Below are 14,222 nucleotides of genomic sequence, written 5' to 3' on the forward strand. Positions count from 1 at the left end.
GCGGTGAGCTCCCAGCCCGGCGTCGACGTCGACGCGGTCCTGTCGCTGCTGCGGGCCGCGGCCGCGGCCGACGGTGTCCGCCCGGTCTCCGAGGAGACCGAGCTGCGCCTGCAGCACGGCGCCGCCGGCGGGCGCGACCTCGTCGTGCACGACGGCGACACGCTCGTGGGGTACGCCCGGTACGACGACGGCGTGGCCGAGCTCGTCGTGCACCCCGGCCACCGGCGGCGGGGGCACGGCCGGACGCTGCTCCGGCAGCTCCTCGACCTGGCCGGCGACCAGCCGCTGAGCATCTGGGCGCACGGCGACCTGCCCGGCTCGGCGGAGCTGCTGACCCCGCACGGCTTCGCCCGCGCCCGGGTGCTGCTGCAGATGCGGGGGGACCTCGCCGGCATCGACCCCGATCCGCGCCCGGAGCTGCCGGGTGACGTGCGGGTCCTCCCCTTCCGTCCCGGCCGGGACGAGGAGGCGTGGCTGCGGGTCAACGCCCGGGCCTTCGACTGGCACCCCGAGCAGGGACGCATGACCCGGACGGACCTCGAGCTCCGGGAGGCCGAGCCGTGGTTCGACCCGGAGGGCTTCCTGATGGCGTGGCGCGGGGACCCGGACGACGGGGGCACGCTCCTGGGCTCGCACTGGACCAAGGTGCACCCCGCCGGGGACGCCGGGCCCGATCCCGTCGGGGAGATCTACGTGCTCGGCGTCGACCCCGACGCCCAGGGGCTGCGGCTGGGCGGAGCGCTCACCGACCTCGGCCTGGCCCACCTGCGGCGGAAGGGGCTGGGCTCGGTCCTGCTCTACGTCGAGGAGGACAACGAGGCCGCCGTGCGGCTGTACGAGGGCCGCGGGTTCACCCGGTTCGCCGTCGACGTCTCCTGGCGGCGCGAACCGCGTCAGCAGGCCTGATCGTCACCGGGCCGGCCACCGCCGGCGCGCAGCGGCGCCTTCACCCGCTGTTCCCTCGCCCGTCGGGTCCGTCTCCTAGGGTCGGTGACCTGGACCGCCCGGTGCGTGATCGCCGCGGACGCCGGAGAGAGCGACCATGACGGCCACAACCGCCCATCTCTACCGTTACCGGACCGTGATGTACAGAGGGGCGCGCCGTCATTCATCGACCCGATGTGACACGTCCCACCGGGTGTGGGGCAGGCCTCAGCCCGCGTTCATCGGCCGTTAACCCGCGCCGGGGGATCCGGCCACTTCGGCTCCCTAGCTTTCCTGTCGATCGGTCCACTGCTGCCCGGAGGAACCGGGCTCATGTCGAGAGGCTCCAGAGTTGAAGCTCAGCACCAAGTCCCGTGCGCTCACGCTGTCACTGGCACTCGCCGGCACGCTCGCGCTCAGCGCGTGCGGCGCCTCCAACGAGGACTCCGGCTCCGGCAACGGCGGCGACACCGCCAGCGGTGAGGAGTCGCTCAGCGGCACTCTCGTCGGCGCCGGCGCCAGCAGCCAGCAGGCGGCCATGCAGGGCTGGACCGCCGGGTACTCCAGCGTCCAGCCGGACGTCACCGTCAACTACGACCCGGTCGGCTCCGGCGGCGGGCGCGAGCAGTTCCTCGCCGGTGGCACCGACTTCGCCGGTTCGGACGCCGCACTGGACGACGAGGAGCTCGCCGAGGCGGAGGAGCGCTGCGGCGAGTCCGGCATCTTCGAGCTGCCGAACTACATCGCGCCGATCGCGGTCGTCTACAACCTCGAGGGCGTCGACGAGCTGAACCTCTCGCCCGAGACGGTCGCCGGGATCTTCAACCAGCAGATCACCAACTGGAACGACCCGGCCATCGCCGCGGACAACCCGGACGCCACGCTGCCGGACCTGTCGATCACCCCGGTGAACCGCTCCGACGAGTCGGGCACGACCGAGAACTTCACCGAGTACCTGGCTGCGGCGGCGACTGACGCCTGGCCGCACGAGCCGTCCGGCGACTGGCCGGTCAGCGGCGGCGAGGCTGCCCAGGGCACCTCCGGCGTCGTCAGCGCCGTCGGGGCCGGCAACGGTGCCATCGGGTACGCCGACCTGAGCCAGGCCGGCGACCTCGGCGTCGCCAACATCGGCGTGGGCGACGAGTTCGTGGAGCCGACCGCGGAGTCCGCCTCGGCGGTCGTGGAGAACTCCGAGACCCTCGAGGGTCGCGGCGAGTACGACTTCGCCATCGAGCTGGCCCGCGACACCACCGAGTCGGGCAACTACCCGATCGTGCTGATCAGCTACCACGTCGGCTGCATCGAGTACGACGACCAGGAGAAGGCAGACCTGGTCAAGGACTTCATGTCCTACGTGGTCAGCGAGGACGGGCAGCAGGCCGCGGCCGACGCGGCTGGTTCCGCGCCGATCTCGGACGGCCTCCGCGAGCAGGCCCAGTCGGCGATCGACGCCATCACCGCCGGCTGATTCGGCACCACAGCGACGGCCCGGACGTCAGGATGACGTTCCGGGCCGTCGCTCCGCCCGTCGTGGACGGGCACGAGCACACGACGGCACCTACCGCAGCCCAGCAGACGGAGCACCGGTGACAGTCACCAGCCCACCCCACGAGCCGACGGCCCCTCCCCCGGTCCGACGCCCCGGCGACCGGATCTTCTCCGGCAGCGCGAAGGCGGCCGGGATCCTGATCCTGGTCATCCTCGCCGGCGTGTCGCTCTTCCTCGTCACCGAGTCCGTCCCGGCGCTGACCGCCCCGGCGGAGGACATCCCCGGGGACGAAGGGCTGATGTCCTACGTCTGGCCGCTGGTCTTCGGCACGCTGCTGTCGGCGACCATCGCCCTCCTGGTGGCCACCCCACTGGCCGTCGGCATCGCGCTGTTCATCACCCACTACGCGCCGCGCCGGCTGGCCCAGGTCCTCGGCTATGTCGTCGACCTGCTCGCCGCCATCCCGAGCATCGTGTACGGCTTCTGGGGGATCGCCTGGCTGGCCCCGCGGCTGGTCCCGTTCTACCGCTGGCTCGAGGAGAACTTCGGGTTCATCCCGCTCTTCGCCGGACCTGTCTCGTCCACCGGCCGGACGATGCTGACGATCGGCCTCGTCCTGGCTGTGATGATCCTGCCCATCGTCAGCGCCATCTCCCGCGAGGTCTTCAGCCAGGTGCCGTCGCTGCACCGGGAGGCCGCGCTCGCCCTCGGGGCCACCCGCTGGGAGATGATCAAGATGGCTGTGATCCCCTACGGGAAGTCCGGCGTCATCGGCGGCGCCATGCTGGGCCTCGGCCGCGCGCTGGGCGAGACCATGGCGGTCGCCATCATCCTCTCCGGCTCCGCCGCCGGTATCACCTTCGCGCTCATCTCCAGCGCGAACCCGCAGACCATCGCCGCCAACATCGCGTTGCAGTTCCCGGAGTCCACCGGGCTCGCCGTCAACACGCTGATCGCCAGCGGCCTGGTGCTCTTCATCATCACGCTGCTGGTCAACATGCTCGCCCGCTGGATCGTCAACCGCCGGGCCGACTTCTCCGGAGCCAACTGATGAGCACGTCGACCCAGCAGGGCCCGGCCCGCACGGACGTGGCCACCACTCCGCACGGCCGCCCGTCCGGCAAGCTCCCCAACTGGGCGCCCTGGGCGTGCTTCGCCGGGGCGTTCGCCGTCGCGTACCTGGTGGGGCTGGCCACCAGCACGAACATCGTCCTGCTGGTGATCTACACCGTGGTCCTCGGGACCATCGCGGTCTACGCGGTGTCGCGGGTGGTCGAAGGTCAGCGCCGCGCGGTCGACCGGCTGGTCACGTGCCTGGTCACCGCCGCCTTCGGGATCGCGATGGTGCCGCTCGTGTCGCTGGCCTACGAGGTGATCCGCCGCGGGGCCGAGCGCTTCGACGGTGAATTCTTCGGCTCCTCGCTCGTCGGCATCATCGGCGCCGGCGGCGGCGCCTACCACGCGATCATGGGCACGCTGATCATCACGCTCCTCGCCACGCTGATCTCCGTGCCGATCGGGTTGATGACGGCGATCTACCTCGTCGAGTACGGCTCCGGCCGGCTCAAGAGGTCGATCACCTTCTTCGTCGACGTGATGACCGGCATCCCGTCCATCGTCGCGGGCCTCTTCGCCTACGCGTTGTTCGTGATCTTCTTCGGTCCGGGCGTCCGCCTCGGCATCATGGGCGCGATCGCGCTGTCCGTGCTGATGATCCCGGTGGTCGTCCGCTCGGCCGAGGAGGTGCTCAAGCTGGTCCCCCACGAGCTGCGCGAGGCGGCGTACGCCCTCGGCGTCCCCAAGTGGCGGACCATCACGAAGGTGGTGATCCCCACCGCCATCGCCGGCCTGGGTACCGGCGTCACCCTGGCCATCGCGCGGGTCATCGGGGAGACCGCTCCGCTCCTGGTCACCGTCGGCATCACGAACGCGACGAACTTCAACCCGTTCGACGGCCGCATGGCCACGCTGCCGGTCTACGCGTACTACCAGCTGACCCAGCCGGGTGTACCGCCGGAGAACGCCATCGACCGGGCCTGGACGGCGGCACTCGTCCTCATCATCCTGGTCATGGGTCTCAACGTGATCGCCCGCCTGATCAGCCGATTCTTCGCCCCCAAGACCAGCTGACCGACCTCCCCGGAAGGGACCACCCATGGCCAAGCGCATCGAGGTGTCCGACCTCGATATCTACTACAGCAAGTTCCTGGCGGTCCAGGGTGTCAACGTCTCGATCGAGCCGCGCAGCATCACCGCGCTGATCGGGCCGTCCGGCTGCGGCAAGTCCACGTTCCTGCGTGCGCTGAACCGGATGCACGAGGTCATCCCGGGCGCCCGCGTGGAGGGCAAGGTCGTCATGGACGGCCAGGACCTCTACGGCGCCGACTCCGACCCGGTCACCGTCCGCCGGCAGATCGGCATGGTGTTCCAGCGGCCCAACCCGTTCCCGACGATGTCCATCTACGACAACGTCACCGCCGGCATGCGGCTGAACGCCAAGAAGATGAAGAAGTCCGAGACCGACGACCTGGTCGAGAAGTCACTCCAGGGCGCCAACCTCTGGAACGAGGTCAAGGACCGGCTCGACCGTCCCGGTTCGGGCCTCTCCGGCGGGCAGCAGCAGCGGCTGTGCATCGCCCGGGCGATCGCCGTGGAGCCCGACGTGCTGCTGATGGACGAGCCGTGCTCCGCCCTCGACCCGATCTCCACACTCGCCATCGAGGACCTCATGGCCGAGCTCAAGGAGCGGTTCACCATCGTGATCGTCACGCACAACATGCAGCAGGCCGCGCGCGTGAGCGAGCAGACCGGGTTCTTCAACCTGAACGGCGTCGGCCAGCCGGGGCGGCTGATCGAGTTCAACCCGACCGAGAAGATCTTCAGCAACCCTGACGAGAAGGCGACCGAGGACTACATCTCCGGGCGCTTCGGCTGAGTTCTTCGCATGGTCCCGACCGAGCGACCGAGCGACGGACGCGCTCCGCGCACCGGGGGACGGCAGGTGGTCGCGGTGCGATCCGGAGGATCGCGATCTAACACCTGACTGCGGCCGCCTCCACCTCGGGGGCGGCCGCTCTCGTGTCCGCCACCGGCTCCGGAGCAGCGGCCGCCGGGGGCGGCACCGGCACCACGGACTCGTATCCGGGACCGATGACCAGCTGCACGCTCTCCCCGATGGAGTCGCTGCCCTGCAGCACCGCGCCGGGGACGGCGGCGGCCACGGTGCGCGCCTGCGCGACCATCCCCGGTCCGTGCCGCACCACGGACTGGCTCACCGTGCCCTCGGCGTTACCGACGGCGCCGACGACGAAGCCCTCGCCCCGGAGCGCATCGGCGACGGTGGCGGCCAGGCCCCGGGTACCGGTCCCGTTGAGCACGTCGACGGCCACGTCGGCCGGCGGCAGCACGGCGGTGCCCGGGTCGGCCGCCGGGCGCGGCTCTGCCGCCTCGTCCCCCGGCGGAGGGGCCGGCGCGTCGGTCTCGGCGGCGAAGCCCTCGGGGACCCGGCTGCCGTCGATCACCGCGTCGAACAGGGAGCGGGTGCCCGCCCCGTCGAGCAGCACGTAGCTCTCGTCGCCGCCGACGGGGACGTGGCCCACCTGCGCCACCGGGAGCCCGGTCCGCACCACGGCGTCGCCGGAGACGGCGCCCAGGGAGGTGGCGAGTTCCCGGAGGTCGCCGAGGGTCGTCTGCTCGTCGACGGTCAGGGCCCCGGCCGCCCGGGTGAGGAAGCGGGCGAGCGTGACCGGATCGAGCACGTTGTCCCGCGACATCGCCGCCCGCAGCGTCGAGGTGAGCAACCGCTGGGTGCGCTCCGCGACGGCGGTACCCGTGGCGTCGCTGCCGTCGCCCGCGGGCCGCAGGTAGCCGGCCGCCGTGTCACCGGAGAACTCCGACGGACCGGCCGGGGGCGGCACGGCGGCCGCGGCCGTCGCCCGCGAGGGCACGACGCACACCGGGACGCCGCCCAGCGCGTCCACCATCCCGGGCAGGCGCGCCAGGTCCACCCCGAGGTAGTGGTCGATCTCCACCCCGGACAGCTGCTGCACCGCGCGCACCATGCAGGCCGGCCCACCGTCGAGGAGCGACCGGGCGAAGACCTCCGTCGTGGGCGCGCGCACCTCGCCGTCGGCCGTGCGGCACATGGGGGTGTCGACCAGTGCCGTCGGCGGGAAGCCGACGAGCACGGCGCGCTCCCCGTCGTCGGACACCGAGGCGAGCAGCGTCGCCACCGAGGACGGACCGTCCTGGTCCGGGACACCGGTGCCGACGACGAGGTAGGTCTCCGAGGCCTCCTGCAGCTGGGCGGCCAGGATCTCCGGTCCGTCGGTCGCCAGGGCGTCGACACGGTTGATCTTCTGGTCGACGTAGAAGTACAGCCCCAGGTGGTAGAGCAGGACCACGCCCGCGACGGCCGCCAGCGCGGCCGCGGTCCGGACCAGCCGTCGGCGCCCGGGCGTCCGGGGCGCCGGCCGCGGAGGACGCATCCGGGTGCTGCCGGTGCGTGGCGGCGGGACCGTTCCGGGCAGCGGGGGGATCGGACCGCTCCGGCGCGAGGGCCGGGGCTCGGGCGCCCAGTCGGCCGGCGCTCCCGGCGTCGGTGGCCGGACGGGCCGCGACGGGGCACCCGGTACCGGCGGCAGGCCGGCCTGCGGCGCGGGCGGCGGGGCACCCGGTACCGGCGGCAGGCCGGCCTGCGGCGCGGGCGGCGGGGTGGTGCTCGCGCCGGGCACCGGTGGCAGCCCGTTGCGCACGCCCGGCGGCGGTGCGGCCGGCGCGGAGGGCAGGTTCCCCGCACGGCGGGCCGCACGGCGGCCGCCCCCGGTGCTTCCCGAACGCGCGAGCAGCTGCTCGACGGTGAGCGGCTCGGAGCCGCCGCGGTGTCGCCGGGAGCCGTCGGGGACGCCGCGGTTGCCCGCGTCGTCGGCCGTCGGCTCGTCCCCCACCGGTGTGGACACCCTCTGTTCGTGGTCCGCTCTGGTCCCGCGCCCGGAGGCGCCAGCCCTCCACGATACGGGGGCGAGCCACGACGCTCCCCCGACGCGCGCAACGCAGAGTGCCCGGATCAGCACCATCCGATGGTGTCCCACCGAGATGTGCCCGACCGGCGACGTGCGTAGCGTGCGACAGGTGAGACTGCCTTCCCTGCCCGGCCCCTCCGACGTCGTCGCCGCCGTGACCGGCGCGCGCGACGGGATGGCGGACGTTCTCGCCCTGGTCCCGCGGGCGGCGGCGGTGCTGGGGCGGGTGGAGGAGCTGCTCGACCAGGTCTCCGGGCTCCTGGAGCGGGTCGACGGGGTGGTCGGCCGCGCGGACGAGCTGATCGCCGGCGTGGCCCGGACCAACGACCAGGCCGACGCCGCCATCGAGGCCGTGGCGCAGACCAACGCGAAGGCCGACGCCGCCATCGAGGCGGTGTCGCAGACCAACGCGAAGGCCGACACCGCCATCGAGGCCGTCGGTCGCACGAACGACCTGGCCGACGCGGCCATCGAGGCCGTCGGTCGCACGAACACCCTGGCCGACGCCGCCATCGAGGCCGTCGGCCGCACGAACACCCTGGCCGACGCGGCCATCGGGGCGGTCGAGACCACGTCGTCGCGCGCCGACTCCCTCGTCGGGCGCGCGGAGGGCATGGTCGGGCGGGTCGAGCCGATGCTGGAGGACTACGCGCCGGCCCTCACGGCACTGGCGCCCTCCGTGCGGAAGCTGGCCGCCAGCTTCGAGCCGGCCGAGGTCCAGGCGCTGATCACCCTCGTCGACCGGCTGCCGCAGCTGATCATCCACCTCGACGAGGACATCCTGCCGGTCCTGGAGACCCTGGGCGACGTGGGGCCGAACCTGAACGACCTGGTCGACACGGTGCAGGACATGCGTCAGGTGGTGAAGGGGTTCCCGGGCTCCAAGCTGTTCCGTCGCCGTGGCGCGGAGGAGATCGCCGGGGAGGCACAGGAGGAGAGCAGCTAGGCCTGGAGACCCGCGGCAGCGGCCGCCTCGCCCACCGTCGAGCGGGGGGAGGCGGCCGCTGCGGACGGTCGTGCGGCTGCGCCTAGGCCTGGGGCTCCGTGGCACCCGGACCCGGACCGGTCTCGGTCGGGTACCCCAGCGCCCGGACGACGTCGCCGATGCGCTCGAAGGTCTGGTCCGCGGGCAGCCGCTCGAGCTCGGCCGCCACCACATCGGGCGCCCGGTGGTCCCGGGCCGCCTCGACCAGTTCGGGTCCGGTGCTCGGGAAGTCGGCCCGGTCCAGCCAGCGGGCCAGCTCCGTGCGGGCGACGACCGCGTCGGGGCCCATCCCGACCGGCGTGCCCCCGACGAGCGTGCCTGCCGGGTCGGCGTCGATGTCGGGGCCGCCCTCGGCGACCGGCTCCACCTCGCGCCACTCGTTCGCGCGCGTGGACCGCTCGGCCTTGAGCATCCCCTGGATCTCGTGCTCCAGCCCCTCGTCGACCCGCGGGTTGTGCTTGGTGCTCCGCTGGCTGGCGCCGGCGAAGTCGTCTCCGGACTCGGTCACGTCGTCTCCTGTCGCTTGTCCCGGCGAGTGCCGGGCGGTCAGTCCTTGTCGAGCGCCGAGGGCTTGTGCACCGCGGTGCGGCCGCTCTTGTCGCTCGTCACCTCGTACTGCGGCTCGTCCTTGCTGGCGCGCACGGTGCGCCCGGAGGCCTCGGTTTCCGAGGTGATCTTCCGTTCCACGGTCCCCTCGGTCGTGTTCCCGTGGCTCTGCCAGGTGACGTGGTCACCCTTCTCCAGTTGGTCGGCCATGACGGGCTCCTCGCGATGGTGGGCCGGGTTGAGGTCCCGTGCCCGCCCCGGCCCCCGCACACACATCCCCGCGACCCGCGGCTCGATCACCCGTTCGGGAGCGGGCGTCACCCGTGCGGGCGCTGCCAGGAGGCGATCGATCACCTAGCGTGGTCACCGACGAAGAATCGGGCCTTGCCCAGCGTGCCGACCCCCACCCGTCGTCACCGTGCGTGAGCCCAGCCGTCCGCGATCGCCGGCCCGGTCGACCCCATTCCCCCGGGGACGGCCGGGTCGGCCCACGCCGCCGCCGATTAGCCTCCGACCCATGTTCTCCATCGACGGGGTCTCCCTCGACGGCCCCGCCTCCGACGGGTTGCGCGCCGTCGAGGTCCTCACCGTCACCGCGGTCAGCGACGTCACGCCGTCGGTCCGCCGCGTGCTGCTGGCCGGCAGCCCGGACGCCGTCGCCGCCGCGGGTCCGACGGTGAACCTGCTGGTGCCGCGGGTCGGGGACGCCGAGCCCCGGTGGCCCCGCATCCAGCGCGACGGCCGCATCGTCTGGCCCGAGGGCAGCCACGGCGTCGCGCTGCGCAGCTACACGGCGCGGCGGCAGGACCCCGCCGCCGGCGAGCTGGAGATCGACTTCGTGCTGCACGGCGACGGGCCGGCCGCCGCCTGGGCCGCCGCCGCGCGGCCCGGTGCGCTGCTCGCCGTCGCGGGGGCGGCGTCCCTCGCGGACCGCCCTGCCTCGTGGCTGCTGCTCGCCGGGGACGAGACAGCACTGCCCGCGATCAGCAGGCTGCTCGCCAACGCCGCTCCGACGACGACCGGTGTGGCGTTCCTCGAGGTGGCCGGCCCGGAGGAGGAGCAGCCGCTGGCCGCACCCGCCGGCATCGCCGTGCACTGGCTGCACCGGATGGGCACCCCACCGGGAGAGAGCACCCTGCTGGTCGACGCCGTCGCCGCCCTGGAGCGGCCCGCCACCGACGACCTGTTCGCCTGGGTAGGAGCCGAGTCCGCCGCCGTCCGCGCGATCCGCGCCGACCTGCGGAGCCGGTGGGGCCTGAGCCGGGCGCAGCACCACGCCATCGGGTACTGGCGTCGCGGCCGCGCGATGTCGCCCGCCGGCTGACAGCGCCGGAGCACCGCAGCGAGGAACGAGCGAGGAGCGGACCGGCGCGCGGAAGCCGGCCAGTCGGACACGGCCGACCGAGCGCTTCCCAGCCAGCTCACAGGTAGCGTCCAGACCGACCGCAGCTCGGCCCGGGAGGCTCGGGCGCATGACGACGGCACCCGCTCGCTCGACCGGAGGATCCGTGGCCGGTAGCCCCCAGAACCGGACCCCCGAGGCACGGCTGCTCGTGGTGGACGACGAGCCCAACATCCGCGAGCTGCTCTCGGCGAGCCTGCGCTACGCGGGCTTCGAGGTCGCCACGGCCGCCGACGGCCAGCAGGCGCTCGCGCTGGCCGAGTCGTTCCGGCCCGACATGCTGGTGCTCGATGTGATGATGCCGGGGCTCGACGGGTTCGGCGTCGTCCGCCGGATGCGGGAGTCCGGGAAGCACACGCCGGTGCTGTTCCTGACCGCGCGGGACGCCGCCGCGGACAAGGTCTCCGGCCTCACGCTGGGCGGCGACGACTACGTCACCAAGCCGTTCAGCCTCGACGAGGTCATCGCCCGCATCCGGGCGGTGCTGCGGCGCACCGCCGGCGCCCAGCAGGCGGCGGCCGAGGCGCCGCGGCTCACCTTCGCCGACATCGAGCTGGACGAGGAGAGCCACGAGGTCATCAAGGCGGGCACGCTGATCAGCCTGTCGCCGACGGAGTTCAAGCTGCTGCGCTACCTCATGGCCAACGCCGGGCGGGTGCTGTCCAAGGCACAGATCCTCGACCACGTGTGGAACTACGACTTCAACGGCGAGGCCAACGTCGTCGAGTCCTACATCTCCTACCTGCGTCGCAAGATCGACACCACCGAGCCGCGCCTGCTGCACACCATCCGCGGGGTCGGCTACACCCTGCGGCTCCCCCGCGGCGCGTGACGTCCACCCCGCTCGTCTCTCGGGAACCCGGGCGGGTCCGACCCGGGCGGGTCCCCCTGCGCGTCACCCTCGTCGCGCTGATGGTGGTGCTGCTCAGCCTCGCCCTGCTGGCAACCGGTTTCGCCACCACCTCCCTGCTGCGCGACTACCTGCGCGACCAGCAGGACGACGCACTCCGCGCGGCGGTCAGCGACCCAAACCCGCAGGTCTTCGGGGCGTGTCTCAAGGGTGACTACCAGGCAGGACCGCAGGCCGCCTACTTCGGCTGCCTGGCGCCGGGTTCGGACGCGGTGGTCGCCTTGCAGGGGCCGCCGGAGGAGCGCGGCATCCCGGAAATCGAGGCCGACCAGGTGGACGCCGGCGAACTGTCCCAGCGCCCGATGACCGTCCGCGCCGACGACGGGTCCAGGTGGCGGGTCATGACCGGCCAGCTGCCCCAGGGCTACACGCTCGTCGTCGGTGTCGACCTCGAGGGCGACGACAAGGCCATCGCCCGGCTCGTCCGCATCGAACTCGTCGTCGGGCTGATCATCCTGACGCTCCTCGGCGCTGCCGGCTACCTGCTCGTCCGCAACGCCCTGCGTCCGCTGGCCGAGGTGGAGCGCACCGCGCAGGCCATCGCCGCCGGCGACCTCTCCCAGCGGGTGCCCGAGGGCGACTCCCGCACGGAGGTGGGCCGGCTGTCCACCGCGCTCAACGGGATGCTGGCCCGCATCGAGAGCGCCTTCCGCGCGCAGCAGGCCTCCGAGGCCGAGGCCCGCGGCTCGGAGGAGAAGATGCGCCGCTTCGTCGCCGACGCCAGCCACGAGCTCCGCACGCCGCTGACGTCGATCCGCGGGTTCGCCGAGCTCTACCGCCAGGGGGCGGTGAGCTCCGACGAGGACGTCGCCCGCCTGATGGCCCGCATCGAGGCCGAGGGCGGCCGGATGGGCGTCCTCGTCGAGGACCTGCTGCTGCTGGCCCGCCTGGACCAGCGCCGGCCGCTGAACCTCACCCCGGTCGACCTCGCCGAGATCGCCGGTGACGCGGTGCACGACGCCCGCGCCGTGCAGCCCGACCGGCCCATCGCCCTGCACCTGGACGAGTCCCTCGCCGACGTCCCGGTCGTGCTCGGCGACGAGGGCCGGCTGCGCCAGGTCGTGGGCAACCTGGTCACCAACGCGCTCACGCACACGCCGCCGGGCACGCGGGTCACCGTGACCGTGGCGGAGGACGCCGACGACGACGTCCTGCTGCTCCGGGTCGCCGACGAGGGGCCGGGCATGGACGCCGCCGACGCCGACCGCGCCTTCGAGCGGTTCTACCGGGCCGACGGCTCCCGCACCCGCAACGGCGGGGGCGCCGAGGCCGGCGGCTCGGGGCTCGGGCTGTCGATCGTCGCCTCCCTCGTCGCGGCGCACGGCGGAACGATCACCCTGGACACCGCACCGGGACGGGGCGCCACGTTCACCGTCCGCCTCCGCCGCTCCGGCCCTGCGGAGCCCGCGCCCACCGCCGCGGACGGGGCCGCCGACCGGCCCGGCTGAGGGTGCCTGTCACCATTCGAACGTGACTTCGAACGACGGCGGCGCCGCCCCCGACGCCGAGCTGATGACCGTGACGACCGAACTGGGCGACGCCCTCCGCGAGCTGATCGAGGCGTCGGTGACCACCGCCGCCCCCGCCGGCGAGGTCGCCGCGGCGGCCGAGCTGGTGCGCGCGGCCACCGCCCGGATCGGCGGCACCCGCCGGTCGGTGTCCCAGCTGCCCCGCCTCGACGACCCGTCGGAGGGGCGCCGGGTGTTCAACCCGGTCACCGGCATCGCCAACCCGATGGCACCGCCGCTGGTCGTGCGCGTCGAGGGCGACGGCGTCGTCGCCGAGGCGACCCTGGGCCTGGCCTACGAGGGCCCGCCCAGCTTCGTGCACGGCGGCATGAGCGCGCTGTTCATGGACCAGATGCTGGGCAGCGCGGCGGGCGCCGCGGGCCTGTGGGGCATGACCGCCCACCTCGAGCTGGACTACCGCGGACCGTTGCCGCTGCAGACGCCCCTGGTGCTGCGCGCCCGGGTGGAGTCGCACGAGGGGCGGAAGGCGCACATCTCGGGCACCATCGCGCTCGCGTCGGCGCCGGAGAAGATCCTCGTGGAGGCGCGCGGCCTGTTCGTCCTGCCCCGGCCCGAGAAGCAGGCGGCCTACTTCGGCGCGATCACCGACGCCTCCGGCAACCACGCCCCGCCGCGGCGCCCCGGTGACGCGACCGCGCTCCGGCTGGCCTGACCCGGTGGACGACGTCGCGGTCGCGGCCCGCGCCGCCCGCGCAGCGGCCGAGGTGCTGCTGGCCCTGCGGGCCGACGGCGCGCTGACCGGTCGCGCGCTCGGGGACGCCGGCGACGCCGCGGCGCAGGAGGCGATCAGCGCCGTGCTCGCCGCCGAGCGACCGGGCGACGCCGTGCTGAGCGAGGAGGCCGCCGACGACGACCGGCGGCTGTCGGCCGACCGCGTGTGGATCGTCGACCCGCTCGACGGCACCCGCGAGTACGGCGAGGCGGGGCGCTCGGACTGGGCGGTGCACGTCGCCCTCTGGGCCGACGGCGGGCTGTCGTCGTCCGCCGTGGCCCTCCCTGCGCTCGGCGAGGTCCACGTCACCGAGCCGGCACCGCCGTCTCCGGCCCGGCGTGACGGACCGGTCCGGATCGCCGTCAGCCGCACCCGCCCGCCGGCCGAGGCCGAGACCGTCGCGCGGGCCCTGGGCGGCGAGCTCGTGCCGATGGGATCGGCCGGCTACAAGGTGCTCGCGGTGGTGCGCGGGGAGGTCGACGCCTACGTGCACGCCGGCGGGATGTACCAGTGGGACTCCGCCGCGCCGGTCGCCGTCGCGCGCGCCGCCGGGCTGGCGACGAGCCGGATCGACGGCGCCCCGCTGGTCTACAACGCCGCCGAGACCGCCCTGCCCGACCTGGTCGTCTGTCGTCCGGAGCTGGCGGCGCCCATCCTGGCTGCGGTGCGCGCGGGGCGATAGCGGACACTGGAGGGAATCCGCA

The 14,222-nt window shown here is 73.7% G+C and carries 14 protein-coding genes; 11 read left to right on the forward strand and 3 right to left on the reverse strand.

Going from position 1 to position 14,222, the window contains the following annotated elements; genetic code table 11:
• Positions 1-3 precede the first annotated feature (3 nt).
• The 5 genes from mshD to pstB all read left to right on the forward strand — a co-directional run bounded on the left by mshD (position 4) and on the right by pstB (position 5,348).
• Positions 4-906 (forward strand): mycothiol synthase, encoded by a 903-nt coding sequence (gene mshD / locus ACI793_RS10370; protein ID WP_456606290.1) that lies wholly within the window; start codon positions 4-6, stop codon positions 904-906.
• 370 nt (positions 907-1,276) lie between these two features.
• Positions 1,277-2,392 (forward strand): phosphate ABC transporter substrate-binding protein PstS, encoded by a 1,116-nt coding sequence (pstS, locus tag ACI793_RS10375; protein ID WP_456606291.1) that lies wholly within the window; start codon positions 1,277-1,279, stop codon positions 2,390-2,392.
• Positions 2,393-2,510: 118 nt separating this feature from the next.
• On the forward strand, positions 2,511-3,464 hold the full coding sequence (pstC, locus tag ACI793_RS10380) for a phosphate ABC transporter permease subunit PstC (RefSeq protein ID WP_456606292.1): 954 nt from the start codon (positions 2,511-2,513) through the stop codon (positions 3,462-3,464).
• Positions 3,464-4,543, forward strand: coding sequence for a phosphate ABC transporter permease PstA (gene pstA, locus ACI793_RS10385; RefSeq protein ID WP_456606293.1), 1,080 nt, complete (start codon positions 3,464-3,466; stop codon positions 4,541-4,543). The genes pstC and pstA overlap by 1 nt, the downstream gene beginning before the upstream one ends.
• Positions 4,544-4,568: 25 nt before the next feature.
• Positions 4,569-5,348, forward strand: coding sequence for a phosphate ABC transporter ATP-binding protein PstB (gene pstB, locus ACI793_RS10390; RefSeq protein ID WP_456606294.1), 780 nt, complete (start codon positions 4,569-4,571; stop codon positions 5,346-5,348).
• 97 nt (positions 5,349-5,445) lie between these two features.
• On the opposite strand, the gene ACI793_RS10395 is transcribed toward pstB, so the two are convergent.
• Positions 5,446-7,371, reverse strand: coding sequence for an LCP family protein (locus tag ACI793_RS10395; RefSeq protein ID WP_456606295.1), 1,926 nt, complete (start codon positions 7,369-7,371; stop codon positions 5,446-5,448).
• Positions 7,372-7,543: 172 nt separating this feature from the next.
• On the opposite strand from ACI793_RS10395, the gene ACI793_RS10400 reads away from it, so the two are divergent.
• Positions 7,544-8,380, forward strand: coding sequence for a hypothetical protein (locus tag ACI793_RS10400; protein ID WP_456606296.1), 837 nt, complete (start codon positions 7,544-7,546; stop codon positions 8,378-8,380).
• An 82-nt stretch (positions 8,381-8,462) separates the two neighbouring features.
• Here the strand turns inward: ACI793_RS10400 and ACI793_RS10405 are convergent, their stop codons facing one another.
• Together ACI793_RS10405 and ACI793_RS10410 are read right to left on the reverse strand one after the other, a co-directional pair.
• Positions 8,463-8,927 (reverse strand): DUF2795 domain-containing protein, encoded by a 465-nt coding sequence (locus tag ACI793_RS10405; RefSeq protein ID WP_456606297.1) that lies wholly within the window; start codon positions 8,925-8,927, stop codon positions 8,463-8,465.
• Between the two features lie 38 nt (positions 8,928-8,965).
• Complete coding sequence (locus tag ACI793_RS10410; RefSeq protein ID WP_456606298.1) at positions 8,966-9,175, reverse strand: DUF2945 domain-containing protein; 210 nt, start codon at positions 9,173-9,175, stop codon at positions 8,966-8,968.
• A gap of 307 nt (positions 9,176-9,482) precedes the next feature.
• On the opposite strand from ACI793_RS10410, the gene ACI793_RS10415 reads away from it, so the two are divergent.
• The 5 genes from ACI793_RS10415 to ACI793_RS10435 all read left to right on the forward strand — a co-directional run bounded on the left by ACI793_RS10415 (position 9,483) and on the right by ACI793_RS10435 (position 14,200).
• A complete protein-coding gene (locus tag ACI793_RS10415; RefSeq protein WP_456606299.1) occupies positions 9,483-10,289 on the forward strand; it encodes a siderophore-interacting protein in 807 nt (268 codons plus the stop codon).
• Between the two features lie 184 nt (positions 10,290-10,473).
• The gene (locus tag ACI793_RS10420) at positions 10,474-11,199 is read left to right on the forward strand and encodes a response regulator transcription factor (protein WP_456606300.1); all 726 of its coding nucleotides are present in this window, start codon (positions 10,474-10,476) and stop codon (positions 11,197-11,199) included.
• Positions 11,196-12,725, forward strand: coding sequence for a sensor histidine kinase (locus tag ACI793_RS10425; RefSeq protein ID WP_456606301.1), 1,530 nt, complete (start codon positions 11,196-11,198; stop codon positions 12,723-12,725). The genes ACI793_RS10420 and ACI793_RS10425 overlap by 4 nt, the downstream gene beginning before the upstream one ends.
• Before the next feature lie 22 nt (positions 12,726-12,747).
• On the forward strand, positions 12,748-13,458 hold the full coding sequence (locus tag ACI793_RS10430) for a PaaI family thioesterase (RefSeq protein ID WP_456606302.1): 711 nt from the start codon (positions 12,748-12,750) through the stop codon (positions 13,456-13,458).
• A 4-nt stretch (positions 13,459-13,462) separates the two neighbouring features.
• Complete coding sequence (locus tag ACI793_RS10435; RefSeq protein ID WP_456606303.1) at positions 13,463-14,200, forward strand: inositol monophosphatase family protein; 738 nt, start codon at positions 13,463-13,465, stop codon at positions 14,198-14,200.
• Positions 14,201-14,222: the final 22 nt, after the last annotated feature.

Source organism: Blastococcus sp. SYSU DS0617 (assembly GCF_054051075.1).